Origin of the sequence: Mycobacterium colombiense (assembly GCF_001665835.1) — a bacterium.
Taxonomy (GTDB): Bacteria; Actinomycetota; Actinomycetes; order Mycobacteriales; family Mycobacteriaceae; genus Mycobacterium; species Mycobacterium colombiense_A.
Genome location: NZ_LZSX01000088.1, coordinates 203,205 through 219,177, shown reverse-complemented (window position 1 = coordinate 219,177; position 15,973 = coordinate 203,205). Strand labels below are relative to the sequence as shown.

Sequence of the window (15,973 nt, the reverse complement as noted above, 5' to 3'; positions counted from 1 at the left end):
ACCGCCCATGGAACAGAATCTGCCCTTTGACCTCGATGCCCTGCTGGTATTCGGCAAGGTGGTGGACTGCCGCAGCATCTCGAAGGCGGCGACGGCGCTCGGCATGCCCAAGTCCACGGTGAGCCGGAAGCTGACCAAGCTGGAATCCGACCTGGGCATCAAGCTGCTGCGGAAGAACACCCATCAGCTGACGGTCACCGACATCGGCGAGCAGATTTACGACCACGCGATGAACATCTTGACCGAGGCCAACGGCGTACGGGCGCTCGTGGAGGGCAGTCGGCAGGAACCCCAGGGTGAACTGCGGGTCGCGATACCGGTGAGCCTGGGCATCGACTACGCATCCCGTGTCGGCGCGACGTTCTTGCAGCGTTACCCGAACTCGCGCTTGGATATTCGGTTGGTCGACAACATAGTCGATCCGGTCAAGGACGGTTACGACGTCGTGTTCGGACCCGGACCGCTTCAGGATTCGACGCTGATCGCGCGAAAGGTTTTCGACCTGAACCTTTTCCTATGCGCCTCAACCGATTTCGTGGCGCGACTCAATGATCCGATCACCGAACCCGCGCAGGTGAACACTCTGCCGTTCATCGACTTCGGCTTCTGCGGGCCCCAAAAGCTCAAGCTGGCCGTGACCAGACTCGACAGACGACACGAGTTGTCACCACGAGTACGCGCGCGGGCCAACAACTTTCAGGTGTGCAAGGAGTACATCCTGCAGGGGCTCGGTATCGGCGCCATGCCCACGCAGATCATCTGCACCGAGGAACTACGCGACGGCACCATCGTGCCGATACTGCCCGACTGGGCGGTCGAGCCTCTGGCCGTGCACATGATCTATCCCTTCGAGCTGTCCTTCTCCACCCTGATCAGCGCCTTCTACGACACGGCCTGCCAGATCATCGTCGAGAACATCGCCAGGGCGCAGGCCTAGAGTCGTCCGAATCGAGAGATAATCGCCTCATGCCCAGTGAACCCCGACATCCACCGCGGCCCGCGCCGAAACCCGAGCAGGTGCACGTCACGCCCGAGGACGTGGAGCGGTTCGGCGACGAGGAGCAGGTGCGCGAGGCGTCCGACGAGCGCCGGCTGCGCGACGAGCAACCGCCGCATCACCACTAGCCCGCCGCGCCCGGCAGAAGGCACTGGCGAAGCTCGACGCCACTGAGTGAGACTGGAAGGTATGAGTTTCGTGGAGAAGCTGCTCCCGCAGGTGCTGCGGGTGCACAACACCGTCTATCAGAAGACGAACGGCTGGATCGGTCACCGCACGCTGTGGATACCAAGTCTGCTGCTGCATACCGTTGGCGCGAAGACCGGTAAACGACGCACGACCTCGCTGACCTATGCCCGCGACGGGGACAACTATCTGGTGGTGGCCTCCAAGGGTGGTGCGCCCGAGGCCCCCGGCTGGTACCACAACCTGAAGGCCAATGCCGACGTCGAGATCAACGTCGGCCCAAGATGTTTCGCCGTCACCGCGCGACCGGTGCTGTCCGGCGATCCTGACTATCCGCGGCTGTGGCAGATCGTCAACAAGAACAATCAGAACCGGTACAACGAATACCAGAAGAAGACGTCGAGACCGATTCCCGTGGTCGTCCTGGCCCCGAAATCTTGAACTTCAGCTGAACAAACCAAGAACCGCCGGTGTGAGTGCAATCGGTTCCAGCGGGCGTCTTGCCGGACGTCACGTCGGTCATGGAAAGCTACGTCGTGTTCGATGGCCGGAACTAAGGAGAACAAGCAGTGAGAGCCCTCGTCGCGGGCGCCGCCGGGTTCCTGGGGTCCCATCTGTGCGATCGTCTCCGCCGCGACGGCATCGAAGTCATCGGACTCGACAACTTCTGCACCGGCAGGCGCGAGAACATCATGCAGCTCGATGAGGACCGGGGATTCAGTTTCGTCGAGCATGACATCACCCGGCCGGTCGACGCGGTCGTGCCGGGTCCGCTGGACGTCATCTTCAACCTGGCCTGCCCCGCTTCGCCGCGCGCCTACCAGCGGGATCCCCTGTTCACCCTGGAGACCAACTACGTCGGGACCAGAAACCTTCTGGAACTGGCGCGCGAGCGGGGGGCGACGATTCTGCAGGCCTCCACCAGCGAGGTCTACGGGGATCCGACGATCCATCCGCAGGCCGAGAGTTACTGGGGCAACGCCAACTGCTTCGGGGTGCGGGCCTGCTACGAGGAAGGCAAGCGGGTCGCGGAGACGCTGATGCTCGAGTACGCGCGTCGGTACCGCGTCCCGATCAAGGTCGTCCGCATCTTCAATACCTACGGTCCGAGGATGGATCCAGCGGACGGCCGAATCATCTCGTCGTTCATCGTCCAGGCGCTGCGCGGGGAACCGATCACCGTCTTCGGGGACGGCAGCCAGACCCGTTCCTTTTGTTATGTCGAGGATCTCGTCGAAGGGCTCGTGAAGATGGCGGCGAGCGACGCTTGGTTCACCGGACCCGTCAACGTGGGCAGCCCGGCCGAACGCACCGTCCTCCAAACCGCGAGCGTTATCAAGGAAATGACCGGATCGCCTTCGGCGACGGTCTTCGAGCCACTGCCGCCGGACGACCCGAAGCAGCGCAGGCCGGACATCGCCCTCGCCGAGTCCACCCTCGGCTGGGTTCCACGAGTCTCGTTCGAAGAAGGCGTCGAACGGACGATCGAATATTTCAGAGGCATCGTCGGCCCTGGCTCCGATGGGGGCGTCCAGCGATGAGAATTGTGCTGGCAACCTTGGGAACTCGGGGTGATGTCGAGCCGTGCGCCACCATCGGCCGGGAGCTGCAGCGCCGAGGTCACGATGTCACCATGGCGGTGCCGCCCAACTATGTTGGCTTCGTCGAGTCGGCGGGCCTTGCCGCGATCCCCCACGGCCCCGACCAGGTACGGCAGAACGCGGATATCGCCCGGAAGTACGGGGAGACACCGAATCCCGTCTTCATGGCGTGGGTGATTTCCGAGGATCTCAAACGACTCTGGCCGCAGCTGGGCACGGCGCTCACGTCACTGGCGGACGGGGCCGACCTGTTGTTGACCGACGCAAGCCAGCAGGGGCTGGCCGCCAATGTTGCGGAATACTACGATATTCCGCAGGCCGCGCTGCACATCTACCCGCTCGGGCGTGACACGTGTTCGCAAGTCACCAAAGAGGCCGAAGACGCCTTCCGCCAAACATTAGGCCTGCCGGAGGAAACGGGGCCCTCGGCCCGACAACCGCTGGAGATTCAGGCCTACGACGAACTCTTCTTCCCGGGACTGGCAGCCGAGTGGGCGAAATGGGATGTCCGACGGCCTTTCGTCGGCGGGCTGACGCTGGAGTTACCGACCGATGTCGACGACGAGGTCTCGTCATGGATTGCCGCGGGAACGCCGCCGATCTACTTCGGCTTTGGCAGCAGCGCGCGAGTCGCCTTTCCCGCCGGCTTGCTCGAGATGATCAGCGGGGCCTGCGCGCAATTGGGCGAGCGCGCGCTGATCTGCAGCGGCGTAAGTGATTTGGCCGGCATCCCGCAGTTCGACCATGTAAAGGTTGTCGGCGCGGTGAACCACTCGGCCGTCTTTCCCGCTTGCCGCGCGGTCGTTCACCACGGGGGTCCCGGCACCACATTCGCCGGCATACGCGCCGGCAAACCCACGCTGGCCCTTGCGGTTTCGGTCGATCAGCCGATGTGGGCCGCCGCGGTCGGCCAGCTGGGCGTCGGCATCGGACGGCACTTCTCCGCAACCACCCCGCATTCGCTGCTCGCCGATCTGCGTGCCATCCTCACCCCGCACTGCATCGCTCGAACCCTTGAGATCGCCGCCCAGATGGCCACACCCACCGAAAGCGCTGCCACGGCCGCCGATCTCCTGGAAGCCACGGTCGGCCAAACCTCGGGCTGACCGCCCGTCAGTGCTCGTCGGCCGAGTGGTGAATCTGCGTGTCCGAAACGCTCCGATATGAAGGGAAGTCGAAGTCGGGGAAGGCGCAGATGTCACCGCGATCCCGGACCCGTTCCAACCAGTAACTCTGATCAGCGGCCGACGTGCAGGCATAGAGCTTCATATACGTCGCCGCGAACGGGAACACGAAGCCATTGCCGACGGCCTGCCAGACGGCCGCCGCCACGCCGGGGGTTTCGACCCCTCGATAGTCGTCCATCACGATCACGCCCCGTTCGGCCGTGTGAGTCACGGCGAGGCGGATGTCATTGGCCACGCACTGGTAGGCGTGGCAGCCGTCGATGTGGACGAAGCGCAGCGCCCGCTCTCCCAGATCGAGCGCCGATGATTCGCAGACCTCCAGCGTCGGCCGGCGGGTGTGGAACCGATCCCAGTTGGTCAGGAACTGCTGCTGGTCCAGGCCCGAGTACTCCTGGCGTGGGGCCTGCGCGATGTCGGCGTGATCCATCACGGCGCCGAACAGATCGCAGATCACCAAGTCTTCATCGTCACGCAGGCCGTAACCCATCAAGATGGCGGACTTGCCCTGGTACGCGCCGATCTCCAGCATGTCACCCTTGATGCCCTCGGCCGTCTGGCACGCGAGCAGCTGGCTGAAGAGCTCGACGTCGGCCTCGAAGAACCAGCCGTCGACGTTGTTCATCTGCTCGGTATAGAGAGCCCAGGCGGCATCGCTCATGACGCGCTCCTGCGCATGAACTCCTCCAGTGCGGTTGTGGGCTGGCGAACTTTACGGCGGCCAAATTGGCGGCCGTGGGTTGACCGTATCAATTCTGCGCCCAGCCGCAATCGATGCTTTAGCCAAGCACTGTTCTCAGTGCGGCTTTCGGTCCTGTAGAGCAAGAGTGAAGACTTGCACTAAAGCGGATTTGCCCTTCAAAGCGTGCGTTCCCCGATCGAGCAGTCCGTGCGGTCGACTGGTCAGCGCGTCCACGCACGAACCGGTGAGCAGCATCGCATCGCCCGTGGCCTTGGTGAGCTGCTCGACGCGGGCCGCGACGTTGACCGCATCACCGATCAGCGTGAACTCGAGCTTGCCTCCGCCGCCGATGGTGCCGGCGATCACCTTTCCGGTATTGATGCCGATGCCGATGCGAAGCTCACCGCCGAATCGCTCGCCGACGAGACGCTGAATCACCATGGCGGCGTCCACCGCGGCATCGGCATGGTTTGCGAGATCGTTGGGGGCGCCGAACACGGCCAGTGCGCCGTCGCCGAGGAACTTGTTGACGTGCCCACCGGCGTCGACGACGGCGGGCACGACGATCTCGAACAGCGCGTTGAGCCGGGCGACCGTGTCCTCGGCGGTGTTCGCCTCGGCGAACGGTGTGAAGTCGCGGATGTCCACGAACATCACGGTCACCTCGCGCCGTTCACCGGTGAACACGTCGTCGCCCTGTTGAAGCAGCCGCGCAGCGAGAGCCGGGTCGACGTAGGTGCCGAACGCGCCCTGAAGTCGTTGTCGCTCAGCCAAACCCGTCTGCATGCGGTTGAACGATGCGGCCAGTACGCCGAGGTCGTCGTCCTGAACGACCGGCAAGCGTTGGCTAAAGTCCCCTGCCGCAACACGTTCGGCGCCTTTAGCGAGGTCGCGAACGGGTTGCAGAGAGTGTGAAAATCCGATACCGACGGTGACCGGCACCGCGAAAGCCAGCGTCAACACGCATCCGATCACGGCGGACAGGATCGGTGCGTCGCTGATCGGGTTGAGCACCGTCGCGAACATAGCGCCGGCGACGGCGTAGGCAAACGCGGCTGCAAGCATGGACACGTTCGACCGCGTGGCAAAACTCGGGCGCGAGTGCGGCAGCGAGTCCCCGATCCCCGTGTCGCCGGCAAGGGCGATCCTGACCGGACGCTGCATCGCCTCCAGGATGCTGTGATAGGCGATCAGCTGCACCGCTATTCCGACGACGGCGCCGCGGATCCCGTATTGCACCAACCGGGTCCATGCGGCTCCGGCGATCGCGGCGACGACGACCGACAACGCGGCGGCCCATACGCCGGTGGCCCAGACCGTCAAGGCCGACGATTTGCGGCTGTAGCGGTAGGTCTCCTCGAGTGCGGCCGCTCGATCGATTTTGCGACCGGCTGCCCACTGCTGCATAAAGCGAATCCATTGGCGACCAGGAAGGACCATGATGCATACGAGCAGCAGCACGGTGATAACGGTGACGACGGTCGCGTCAACGTACCGTCCGGACTTCTCCGAAGCGACGATTGGCACCAATATGAACACGGAGTAGACGGGAAGCGAAACGAGATACGCGGCAACGCACAGCGCCCACCAGTAATACCTCGGCCCACAGCGATCCCAAGTCCACTGCCAGATGCGATCCATGTCGGGAGATTAAATCGTCGTCGCCCGCGATGTGCGGGAAAGGGGCCGCATCGGATCGGCTGCAGCGTCGAGGCACCATGTCTCTCATGGTCGCCGTCTACCGCGCGCCGATGCGATCCCGCAACGCTGCCGTCGAGCCACAAGCCACCATCGATCGCGCTCGCCGGCTCGGCGTGTGCGGGTTTGGCCGACTTGTGAGCAGTTCAGCCGAACAGGGCCGGCTTGCCCGTCGGGTCGCCCGATTCGCCGAGCTCGACGAAGGCTCGTTCGTCTGGACCCGCGACACGCACGGCTGGTTCTGGCTGGGCCGCATCTCCGGGCCTTACGGCTACGACCCCGGCAAAACCGCTAAGGCGGTGGATTTGGTGCACATACGCCCCTGCGAGTGGCTGTCCATCCCAATCCTGGAACAGGATGCGCCCGCCGCCGTCGTCGCCACATTCAATCGAGGTGGACGGAACTTCCAGGAGATCGACAACCCCTCGGTCGGTGTGGAGACACAACGGATTTGGGATTCGCGGATACATCAGCCGGCCGAAACCTAGAGCACGGCGGAAGCCGTATCCCGTCAACCCTCGACGGCGAACAGCCCCCACTCGCCCGCCACACCCTTGAGGGCGTGCTCGCCGCGAGCGGCGAAGCTGAGGCCCGACCCGGCGACCAGGTCGACGACGATGCGCGAAACGAGCACCTCGCCGGCCCCGGCCGCTGCCGCCACACGCGCTGCGATGTGGACGGCGATGCCGCTGATGTCGTCGTCGCGCAACTCGACCTCACCCGTGTGGACGCCTGCCCGCACCTCGAGGCCCAGGCTCCGCATTACGTCGCGGATCGCCATGGCGCAGCGGATGGCGCGGGCGGGCCCGTCGAACCGGGCGAGGAAGCCGTCGCCCGTCGTGTTGACCTCACAACCCTGGAATCGTGCGAGCTGGCGCCGTACCTGGACGTCGTGCCTGCCGAGCAGCTCCTTCCATCGCTGGTCGCCAAGCTCGACCGCCCGCTTTGTGGAGTCGACGATGTCGGTGAACAGCACGGTGGCCAGGACGCGCTCGACCGCCGGCTGTGGGCGGACGCCGGTAAGGAACTCCTCGACCTCATCGAGCAGCGCATCGGCGTCGCCAGTGAAGAACAGATGGTCGGCGCCGTCGATCTCGATGAACTTGGCCCCGGGGATGCGGTCGGCAAGGTAGCGACCCATCTGGCACCTCACCATCCGGTCGGCGCGCCGGTGCACCACGAGCGTCGGCGCCTGGATCGCGGGCAGCACGTCACGGATGTCCAGCTGCGGATAGAGCGCGAAGATGTTGCGGACCATGCCCGGGCTGGCGGCCACGCGCTGCAGCCGCGCCCACCACCGCCGGAAATCGGCGTCGCCCCGCCGGCTTGGAGCCCAGGCACCCAATCCGACGCCCTCACCCCAGCCCTTCGCACTCACCTCAACCAACGCCGACAGCTGCTCCTCGGTGACGCCGAGCGGGTAGTCCGTCGTTCGGAGCAGACGGGAGAACGAGCCATATAGGACAAGCGCATTCACGCGATCGGGATGGCCGGCCGCTGTCAGCATCGCCATCGTGCCACCCTCCGAAACGCCCACGAGGTCGGCGCGTTCACATCCGGCCGCGTCCATGACGGCGCGCAGATCATCGACGGACTCTTCCAACGTCGGCGCGTGCATCACCGGATCCGAGAGACCGGTGCCCCGCTTGTCAAAGGTGACGACGCGACGAAAGGACGCGAGCCGCGAGTAGAAGTGAACGACCGACGGCTCCTCCAACATGATGTCGAGGTGCGAGATGAAGCCGGGCGCGACGACGAGGTCGGGACCCTCTCCGGTCACCGAGAACGCGATGTTGAGGCCACCGCTCTTGGCATAGTGAATGTCCGGCGGGGCGTTCATGGTCGAACCTTACGCCTGCGTGGGCCACGCCAGGTGCCACCGGGCGATCCGCCAACGACGGCCGCGCATGCAGGGCAATATTGACGCGAACGTCTCCGCCAAGGTCTTGCAGCAGTTGAACCTCCGCCGGTCTGGGTAGGTCCTGCCTTTTTTGGGGCGGATGCCTCATGCGCCGCCAACGGTGTGCGGTGGACGATTCCTGCATAGAAACTTCGACATCGCACGCGAAGCCGCTCGTGGATCAGCGGCCTCCCGCGAAGGAATTGGGAGGCAACCGTGTTCACCATCGAAGAGCTGGCCACCATTCCGCTCTTCTCGACGCTGGGGGACAAAGAACTGGAGTACCTTGCTGGCGCCGTGGAGGACATCCACCTCGTCGCCGGTGAGTACGTGGGCCACGAGGGCGAAGGAAGGTCCCTGGCGATCGTGGTCGAAGGTAAAGCCGAGCTGACGAAGCTGGTGAACGGAGTCGAGGAAGTGATCGGCGAACGGCTTCCGGGCGAAGTCGGAGGCGAGATTCCGATGACACTCGGTACGCCGTTGCCCGCCAGCATGCGAGCCGTCGAGCCGTCGCGGGTAGTGAAATTGACGGTCGAGGTGTTTCACACGCTCGCCGCCATGGCCCCCCAAATTTCCGAAACGGTCGGTGCCGCCGCGTTGGAGCGCATGGAGATGCTCAAAAGGGCCACCGCGCACCCGCGCGAGCCAGCGATGTTCGTGATCGGCCCGCGCGTCGACCCCGGAGTGCACGCCTGTGGCGTCTTTCTCCACCGCAACCAGATTCCTTTCGAACGCCTAGGCCCGGACGATCCTGCAGCGCTCGCACGCGCCGGAGGCAATCCCTCCGCCTGTCCGACGGTGATGCTGCGCGACGGCACGCGACTGACTACCCCGACGATGCGCGCGGTTGCGAAGGCCGCTGGACTGACGGTCGAGCCAAACCGGTCGCATTACGACGTGGTGATCGTAGGCGGCGGCCCGGCGGGTCTGACGGCGGCGGTCAACGGCTCCTCCGAGGGTCTGCAGACGGGCCTGATCGAATCCTTCGCTCCCGGCGGGCAAGCCGGCACCTCAACCCGGATCGAGAATTACACAGGCTTCCCGTTCGGTATCTCCGGTGACGACCTCGCAGCGCGGACGCTGCAGCAGGCGAAACGGTTGGGTGCCGAGATCGTCGTGACCCGTCAGGTGGAAGACATCGACCCCACCGACATGACCGTCACGCTGGATGGCGGCGATGTTCTCCGAACGAGGTCGATCGTGCTTGCGACGGGTGTGGAGTGGCGACGACTCCGGGTCGATTCGATCGATCGATTCGTCGGCTCCGGTGTCTACTACGGCGCGGCGCGTAGCGACGCGGGCCTGGCGCAGGGCAACGATGTGTATTTGATTGGTGCGGGTAATTCGGCCGGCCAAGCCGCCGTCTTCCTCAGCAACCACGCCCGATCGGTCACGCTCCTCGTGCGGGGCGAGTCGCTCGCCGAGAGCATGTCTCACTACCTCATCCAGCAGATTGCGACAAAGGCGAACATCCGGGTGGAGACGCGATCCGAGGTCGTCGCCGTGCACGGAGACGAAGAACTCAAGGCGATCGAGGTGATCGATCGAAGGGCGGGTATCTCATCTCGGCGGGACGCAAGCGTGCTCTTCGTGCTCATCGGCGCCGAAGCGACGACAGATTGGCTGCCCTCCGAGATATCGCGCGACGAGCACGGATTCGTATTGACAGGGACCGCAGCGATGCAAGCGGGACAGTGGAACGTCGATCGTGAGCCGTTCGCTCTGGAAACGAGCGCCCCCGGGATTTTCGCAGTCGGCGATATTCGCTCGGGATCAGTGAAGCGCGTCGCGGCATCGGTCGGTGAAGGCAGCATAGCGATCGCCCTCGTACATCGCTTCCTGCAGCTCCCAGCTAGACACGGCTGTCCTGCGCCTATCCCGCTCGGCGATCCGTAGTCGCACCTGTCAGCCGTCCGTAGCGCGCACACCTCGTGTCGCACCGCGCAAGGTAGCCAGTGGCCGCAAGAGGGCGGGGGACCGCTCATAGCGGAAACCGCTACGGTGCCCTCATGCGTCGTGTGGACTACGTCATTCACTATGTCGAGTCGCTGCGCGGATCGGTGGCGTTTTACCGCGACGTGATCGGTCTTCGGGTGCGCATCGAGGGCGACGGCTATGTCGAGTTCGAAATGGAGAACACGAAGTTCTCGCTCTTCGAACGCTCGAAGCTGCCGGAGCTCATCGGTCGCGAGGGCGGCAACCCGCCCTGCGGTGAGATCGGCTTCCTGATCGACGACGTCGACGCGGAAGCGGAACGGTTGCGTGGGCTCGGTGTCGAGATTCTCAGCGGACCGGTGGATCGGCCATGGCACGAACGGACGCTGCACATCGCCGACCCGGACGGCAACATCATCGAATTCGCGCAGAAGCTGCGGTGATCCTCGCAGTCGACCTCGGTAAGACCTCCTGCCGGGCCGCGGCAGGTGGCCGCAGGGCCGAGGGCGCGGGCGCGCCGGGGCTCGCGGCGCCCGGCGGCGTACGGGCCGCGGAGGCGGCGATTCTGGCAGTTGCACGCGAGCTCGGCCCGGTCGACGAGGTGATCGTGGGCGCTGCGGGGGCGCTCGCGGCGCCGGACGCAACGCGCTCGCTGGCCGACGCGTTGCTGAAATCGCTTCGGGCGCAACGCGTCGCCGTGACGAGTGACGCGGTGATCGCGCACGCGGGCGCGCTGAACGGTGAGCCGGGCGTCGTGCTGATCGTGGGCACCGGCGTCGTGGCGCTCGCCATCGACGCGAACGGCGCGCTGCGCACGGCCGACGGTTGGGGCCCTTGGCTGGGCGACGAGGGCGGCGGCGCGTGGATCGGCGCCGCCGGGCTGCGCGCGGCGTTGCGCGCTCACGACGGCCGCGGACCGTCCACCACGCTGCTCGAGGCCGCCCGCGCCCGCTTCGGCGTCCCGAAGACCTGGCCCGCGCAGCTCACCGGTGCAGCCGCACTCGCGTCGTTCGCGCCCGACGTCCTGGCCGCGCAGGGTGACGCCGCGGCGCTGGCGATCATCGGCGCCGCCGCCGAGGCGCTCGCCGCGACCGCCCGCGCGGCCGGGGATGGCCCGGTGGCGATGGTCGGCGGACTAGCGGGAGTCCAGGCGCTGCGCGCGCAGCTGGATCTCATCCCGGCCGCCGGCGATGCGCTCGACGGCGCGCTGCAACTACGGGCAATCCACGAGCCGTATGTGATTCGCGTGCACGAGGATGCGAAAGCCGTTGTTCCACAAGGGCTCGATGCGCTCGCCACCGAGGCGGTTCGGCCAGACCTCTACGATCTCGACGCGCGCCCCATCGCCGAGGTCGTCGCGCTGCTCGTCGCAGCCGAAGCCGAAGCGCACGGCGCGGTGGCCACGGCGGTCCCGCGGATCGCGGCGGCGGCCGAGGCGATCGCCGCGCGGCTCGAGCGCGGCGGCCGCCTGGTCTACGCCGGAGCCGGGACACCTGGGCGGCTCGGGGTGCTTGACGCGGCGGAATGCGCGCCGACGTTCGGCACCGACCTGGTGCGTGGCGTGATCGCCGGTGGACCGGCGGCGCTGACCGAGGCGATCGAGGGCGCCGAAGACGCGTTCGATCACGCCGATCTCGCCGACCTCACCGCCGCCGACGCGCTTGTCGGGATCACGGCGTCGGGCCGCACCCCGTATGTGCTCGGGGCGCTCGAGCACGCGCGCGCGGCTGGTGCCCTGACCGTCGCGATCGTCAACAACCCGGGCAGCGAGGCGTCCGCCGACGTGTTGATCGAGCTGCTGACCGGGCCCGAGGTGCTCGCCGGCTCGACGCGGCTGACCGCGGGCACGGCCCAGAAGGTGGTGCTCAACGCGCTCTCGACGAGCGTGATGATCGCACTCGGCAAGGCGTACGGACCGCGGATGGTCGACGTGCGCGCGACCAATGCGAAGGTGCGCCGCCGGGCGGTGCGGATCGTCCGCGACGCGGCCGGCGTCGACGAGGAGACCGCGACCGCCGCGCTCGCCGCCGCGGGCGGTCACGCCAAGACGGCGATCGTGGCGCTGCTGAAGGGCGTCGACACGACCGAGGCCGCCGCCCGGCTCGACCGGGCGCGTGGACGCGTGCGGGACGCCCTCGGCGGGACATGAATGAAGGCGTCCCACGGGCGTGCGTCACGCCCGTATCGTGAGGACCGTGTGTGAGCCAGCGTGCGGCCGGCCAGCTCCTGTCAGCCGCCGTCAGCTGCTGATGGTGGCCGGCAGCGCCGGCGTGGCGTCCCTGGTCGGCGGCTGTTCGAGTGCGACATCTGAGACGACCTCTGAGACCCGCCCGAAGCCACCTTTGGCTCCGGCTCCTCCCCCGACGTCGACAATCGGTGCAAGCCTGACCGCTGCGGATTCGGCACTGTTGCTATGCCGGGACGCGTGGGGCGCGCGACCGGCCCGCTCCGGGGGGAAGCGCCACACCATCACCCGGATGACTCTCCACCATGAGGCCGTCGTCCTCGGCGAAAACCGCAATGCCCCAAGCCATCTCCGCCAAGATCAGCGATATCACCAGGACCAGCACGGTTGGATCGACATCGCCTATCACGTCGGCGTCGACCGCAATGGCAACATCTACGAACTGCGCAGCACCGAGATCGCGGGCGATACCGCGACGGACTACGACACGACGGGCCATTTCCTGGTCCTCTGCGAAGGAGACTTCGATCAAGAGGCGGTGCCGGAGGCCCAGCTCCAGGGAGCAGCTCGCGCGTTCGCATGGGCGGCTCAGAATTTTCACATTTCGACCGGCACGCTGGCGGGCCATCGGGATCTGGCCCAAACCTCTTGCCCGGGTGCAAACCTGTACACCCACCTTTCGTCGGGCGCCCTCAAGCGCCGCATTGACGACCTACTCGGCGGGGGCGGAGTGGACCTCCAGCGCTTCTGCGGTCCCGACGCGGCGGCAAGAGTCGCGTCAATCGAGGCCGGCAACTGACCCCTGCTCCCCTGAGGCGCTCGTCGGCGGAGCCGGCCGGGACTCGAATCGCCGGAATGTTTGTAGTCCCGCAACAGCGGGCATTTCGCTGAACACGCGCAAAAAAGGGGTCAGCATGTCGGTCACACATTTCAGCGGTTTCGCCAACGCCTGCCAGGAGGCCGTGAAGGCCGTCCTTCATGCCATCACCGCTCAGGGAGAGGAACGACGGGGACACCTCTCGGAGGCCAAATCGGCAGTAGACATGGCGTTACGCGATGCCCATAGCGGTGAGGAATGGTCCTTGGCCGAACACCTGCGCCAGGGAATCAAGGACGTGGAGACCCGCCTGCGCGACGCTTCCTAGTCGCGGACCGATCCCCTTGGCAGACCGAGACAACCACGAAGCCCCTGGCGATTAACCGGGGGCTGATTTGCGGAAATCGCCACGGCGATTTCGGCCCTGGACGTACACTCCCCAGCTATGACCAGGGGGAAGAAGGTCCTGTTAGCGCTGGTGTTCGCGTTCGCCGTCTCAACGACGACGTCGAGTTGCGTTCCTATTGTCAGCATCCCCAGCTGCCCCGCAGGTGGCAGCTTCGTCGGCTGCTGATCGGATGCCCGAGCCAGTCAGCTGGTGACGCGCAGTCCCTTTCGCTCCTCAAGCTCCTCGTCGGTAACCCGTTCGAGCATCGGTTGCCCTGGCACGCACACCAACGTGAGGACGAAGCTGCACGGAATGTCTGTGCGGTTGTTGGCGTCCCGATAGTGGATCACGTCGCCGCCGGGTCCCCAGAACGCGTCTCCAGCCCGGAGGACGCGTGGCGCTTCACCCTCGAGCTCGAGCAACATCTCACCGTCAATCATGTAACCGAATCCCGGACCGCCGGGAAGGCGATGTGGTGGGTAACCGGGAGCGCCCGGTGGATGTTTGATGAGAACCGTCATCACATGGGCGTCTTGTGGAATCAACGGTGACGGCACTTCCTGCAACACGGTCATGGTTGATTTCGGTTCCGAGTCAGTCGTATTCAACGGTTCAGCCTCCTTAACTGCGGCGCGCGTCGATCCAGTCGGAGTATCGAGTAGTGAAGATGGTGGCGTTCTCGTCGGGCGCGAGGGTGCGATCGTCGATCACCGCACCGAAGTATGGCGCCCGGGCGTCGGTCACGACCCGACGTCGATCACCATCGGCGGCAAGGCCCCTACGGACAAAGTCGTCCATCCTCATTACCTCGGGTCCAGCGATCTCCGTCACTGCGTTGGTTGGACGCCCGACAGCGGCGCGGGCCACGGCGGTGGCGACATCGTCGGCGGCGATAGGACGAAACAACGCGTGCGGCAACCTGACAATGTCTCCCTCCGTCGCGGAATCGGCCAAACCAACCGCGAATTCGAAGAAGGGAGTCGCTCGCACGATCGAATAAGGCCGGCCCGATTCCCTGATCAGGTTCTCCTGGGCCGCTTTCGCGGTGTTGTAGCCGCTATCTGGCATGACCTGCGCACCCACCACCGACAACGCCACATGGTGTTCGACTCCGGCTTCCCGTTCAGCTGCAAGGAGATTCGTGGTCGTGGTGGTGAAGAAGCGCATCACAGGTTCATCGTCGAACTCTGGCGAATCCGCGACGTCGACCAGGACATCCGCACCGGCGAGCGCGCTGGCAAGGCCTTCACCGGTGAACGAATCGACACCTGATCGACGTGAGGCGATGACGACGTCGTGGCCCTGCGCGCTGAGCTTGGACGCGACTTTCGAGCCGATCAGCCCGCGACCGCCGATGACTACGATCTTCATGATGAACCTTTCAAAGTTGCGTTCAACTGGTCACTTCGGTTTCGTGCCTTCCGCCGCCGATCTAATTCCTGCAACGATCCCTCGCGCCCGGCGCAGCCCGGTTAGGTGCTGTCGGGCGCAGCGGGCCGCGACACCGGGCGGAGCAATCCCTGATATTGGTCCGTCACCAGATCCCGGTATTCAGGATGGCGCAGGATGTAGTCACCCGTGATCTTGCACCGCGGAATAACCGTGTGCCCCGCCCTGCGGATCAGTGTGAGCACACCACTGATCATCGCTGAGGAGACACCCCGATCACGCCATTGCGTATCGACTTCGGTGGCCATCAACACGATGTGGCCGCGGTAGCGGCGGTAGGGCTGCCGACGAATCACCTGGTCGTCTACGGTGGCCTCGAACCGCCCTTCTTGGGTGTTGTCGGTGATGATTGTCAGCAGTCCATGTTGAGCACTGCGTTCGATACTGCCCATCGGCGTTGGTGATTCACTCACAGTCAAAAATCCCTTCCATGTCATCACAGGCGGCAACTCGGCGCACATCAAGCTCGTGCAGCCGCGTCCTCATGCTGTTGCCCGGCCTCGCTCGTCGGTGACTGCCTGTCAATCCAGTCAGCAGCGAATTGTGTTCGGAATCATCCTGGAGAGTGATGCCTTGATCACCAACTGGCGCACGGGACCTGGGCTAGCGGTCAGCCGACGTCCTCGTCGTCCTGGTCAAACTCTTCGCGCGCCACACCGTAGAACGATGGGCCGTCGTGTGGGCTGCCACTGATCTGACCGCGGTGGCGCCGGGGCCTTAGCGGCGGTTCCTCGGTGTAGTCGAACTCGGGCTCCTCAGCGGCTAGGCGCTTATCCAGCGTCAGATTTTCCTTAGGCGAGATCCAGCGCAATGGTGCGTCGACCACGATGTCACCATCGTCGTTGCGCACCTCGTCGGAGTCCAGAGATTCGCTGGGACCCAGGGTGTTATCGGGCCCCGGGTCGTCGTAATCGCCGTCCATGGTTGTCCTCCTTGATGTTTCGCTGGCGC

At 65.4% G+C, this 15,973-nt stretch carries 18 protein-coding genes and 1 pseudogene; 12 read left to right on the top strand and 7 right to left on the bottom strand.

Annotation, left to right across the window (positions count from 1 at the left end):
• Positions 1–7: 7 nt before the first annotated feature.
• The 5 genes from A5760_RS21900 (at position 8) to A5760_RS21885 (ending at position 3,890) form a co-directional block, all read left to right on the top strand.
• Entirely contained in the window at positions 8–937 is a 930-nt protein-coding gene (locus tag A5760_RS21900) for a LysR family transcriptional regulator (protein WP_064884643.1), read from the top strand.
• A 29-nt stretch (positions 938–966) separates the two neighbouring features.
• Complete coding sequence (locus A5760_RS27035; RefSeq protein ID WP_196772162.1) at positions 967–1,125, top strand: hypothetical protein; 159 nt, start codon at positions 967–969, stop codon at positions 1,123–1,125.
• A gap of 61 nt (positions 1,126–1,186) precedes the next feature.
• Positions 1,187–1,624, top strand: a complete 438-nt coding sequence (locus A5760_RS21895; protein ID WP_064884641.1) for a nitroreductase family deazaflavin-dependent oxidoreductase — start codon at positions 1,187–1,189, stop codon at positions 1,622–1,624.
• A 128-nt stretch (positions 1,625–1,752) separates the two neighbouring features.
• The gene (locus A5760_RS21890; protein ID WP_064884639.1) at positions 1,753–2,724 is read left to right on the top strand and encodes a UDP-glucuronic acid decarboxylase family protein; all 972 of its coding nucleotides are present in this window, start codon (positions 1,753–1,755) and stop codon (positions 2,722–2,724) included.
• The gene (locus A5760_RS21885) at positions 2,721–3,890 is read left to right on the top strand and encodes a glycosyltransferase (RefSeq protein ID WP_064884636.1); all 1,170 of its coding nucleotides are present in this window, start codon (positions 2,721–2,723) and stop codon (positions 3,888–3,890) included. The genes A5760_RS21890 and A5760_RS21885 overlap by 4 nt, the downstream gene beginning before the upstream one ends.
• A gap of 7 nt (positions 3,891–3,897) precedes the next feature.
• On the opposite strand, the gene A5760_RS21880 is transcribed toward A5760_RS21885, so the two are convergent.
• Both A5760_RS21880 and A5760_RS21875 read right to left on the bottom strand, forming a co-directional pair.
• A complete protein-coding gene (locus A5760_RS21880; protein ID WP_064884634.1) occupies positions 3,898–4,629 on the bottom strand; it encodes a class I SAM-dependent methyltransferase in 732 nt (243 codons plus the stop codon).
• Positions 4,630–4,764: 135 nt separating this feature from the next.
• Complete coding sequence (locus A5760_RS21875; RefSeq protein ID WP_064884632.1) at positions 4,765–6,291, bottom strand: adenylate/guanylate cyclase domain-containing protein; 1,527 nt, start codon at positions 6,289–6,291, stop codon at positions 4,765–4,767.
• 86 nt (positions 6,292–6,377) lie between these two features.
• On the opposite strand from A5760_RS21875, the gene A5760_RS21870 reads away from it, so the two are divergent.
• Complete coding sequence (locus tag A5760_RS21870) at positions 6,378–6,836, top strand: GAF domain-containing protein (protein ID WP_082279566.1); 459 nt, start codon at positions 6,378–6,380, stop codon at positions 6,834–6,836.
• A gap of 23 nt (positions 6,837–6,859) precedes the next feature.
• On the opposite strand, the gene A5760_RS21865 is transcribed toward A5760_RS21870, so the two are convergent.
• Complete coding sequence (locus tag A5760_RS21865; RefSeq protein WP_064884628.1) at positions 6,860–8,188, bottom strand: adenylate/guanylate cyclase domain-containing protein; 1,329 nt, start codon at positions 8,186–8,188, stop codon at positions 6,860–6,862.
• A 276-nt stretch (positions 8,189–8,464) separates the two neighbouring features.
• Between A5760_RS21865 and A5760_RS21860 the strand changes: the two genes are divergently transcribed.
• The 6 genes and pseudogenes from A5760_RS21860 to A5760_RS21840 all read left to right on the top strand — a co-directional run bounded on the left by A5760_RS21860 (position 8,465) and on the right by A5760_RS21840 (position 13,513).
• Entirely contained in the window at positions 8,465–10,144 is a 1,680-nt protein-coding gene (locus A5760_RS21860) for an FAD-dependent oxidoreductase (protein WP_064884626.1), read from the top strand.
• A gap of 113 nt (positions 10,145–10,257) precedes the next feature.
• Positions 10,258–10,626, top strand: a complete 369-nt coding sequence (locus tag A5760_RS21855) for a VOC family protein (RefSeq protein ID WP_064884625.1) — start codon at positions 10,258–10,260, stop codon at positions 10,624–10,626.
• Positions 10,554–11,348, top strand: a pseudogene (locus tag A5760_RS27845) (BadF/BadG/BcrA/BcrD ATPase family protein); the annotation flags it as partial. The gene A5760_RS21855 and the pseudogene A5760_RS27845, both read left to right, overlap by 73 nt.
• An 81-nt stretch (positions 11,349–11,429) precedes the next feature.
• Positions 11,430–12,332 (top strand): N-acetylmuramic acid 6-phosphate etherase, encoded by a 903-nt coding sequence (gene murQ, locus A5760_RS27840; protein ID WP_064884686.1) that lies wholly within the window; start codon positions 11,430–11,432, stop codon positions 12,330–12,332.
• 259 nt (positions 12,333–12,591) lie between these two features.
• Complete coding sequence (locus tag A5760_RS21845) at positions 12,592–13,167, top strand: N-acetylmuramoyl-L-alanine amidase (RefSeq protein WP_269199202.1); 576 nt, start codon at positions 12,592–12,594, stop codon at positions 13,165–13,167.
• Positions 13,168–13,282: 115 nt separating this feature from the next.
• The gene (locus tag A5760_RS21840) at positions 13,283–13,513 is read left to right on the top strand and encodes a hypothetical protein (protein ID WP_064884623.1); all 231 of its coding nucleotides are present in this window, start codon (positions 13,283–13,285) and stop codon (positions 13,511–13,513) included.
• Between the two features lie 263 nt (positions 13,514–13,776).
• Here the strand turns inward: A5760_RS21840 and A5760_RS21835 are convergent, their stop codons facing one another.
• The 4 genes from A5760_RS21835 to A5760_RS21820 all read right to left on the bottom strand — a co-directional run bounded on the left by A5760_RS21835 (position 13,777) and on the right by A5760_RS21820 (position 15,944).
• Positions 13,777–14,148 carry a cupin domain-containing protein gene (locus tag A5760_RS21835; protein ID WP_064884621.1) on the bottom strand — a complete coding sequence of 124 codons (372 nt, stop codon included), beginning with the start codon at positions 14,146–14,148 and terminating at the stop codon, positions 13,777–13,779.
• Between the two features lie 46 nt (positions 14,149–14,194).
• The gene (locus A5760_RS21830) at positions 14,195–14,944 is read right to left on the bottom strand and encodes an SDR family oxidoreductase (RefSeq protein WP_064884619.1); all 750 of its coding nucleotides are present in this window, start codon (positions 14,942–14,944) and stop codon (positions 14,195–14,197) included.
• Between the two features lie 101 nt (positions 14,945–15,045).
• Complete coding sequence (locus A5760_RS21825) at positions 15,046–15,483, bottom strand: GNAT family N-acetyltransferase (protein ID WP_231122705.1); 438 nt, start codon at positions 15,481–15,483, stop codon at positions 15,046–15,048.
• 149 nt (positions 15,484–15,632) lie between these two features.
• Complete coding sequence (locus A5760_RS21820; protein WP_064884615.1) at positions 15,633–15,944, bottom strand: hypothetical protein; 312 nt, start codon at positions 15,942–15,944, stop codon at positions 15,633–15,635.
• Between the last annotated feature and the right edge of the window lie 29 nt (positions 15,945–15,973).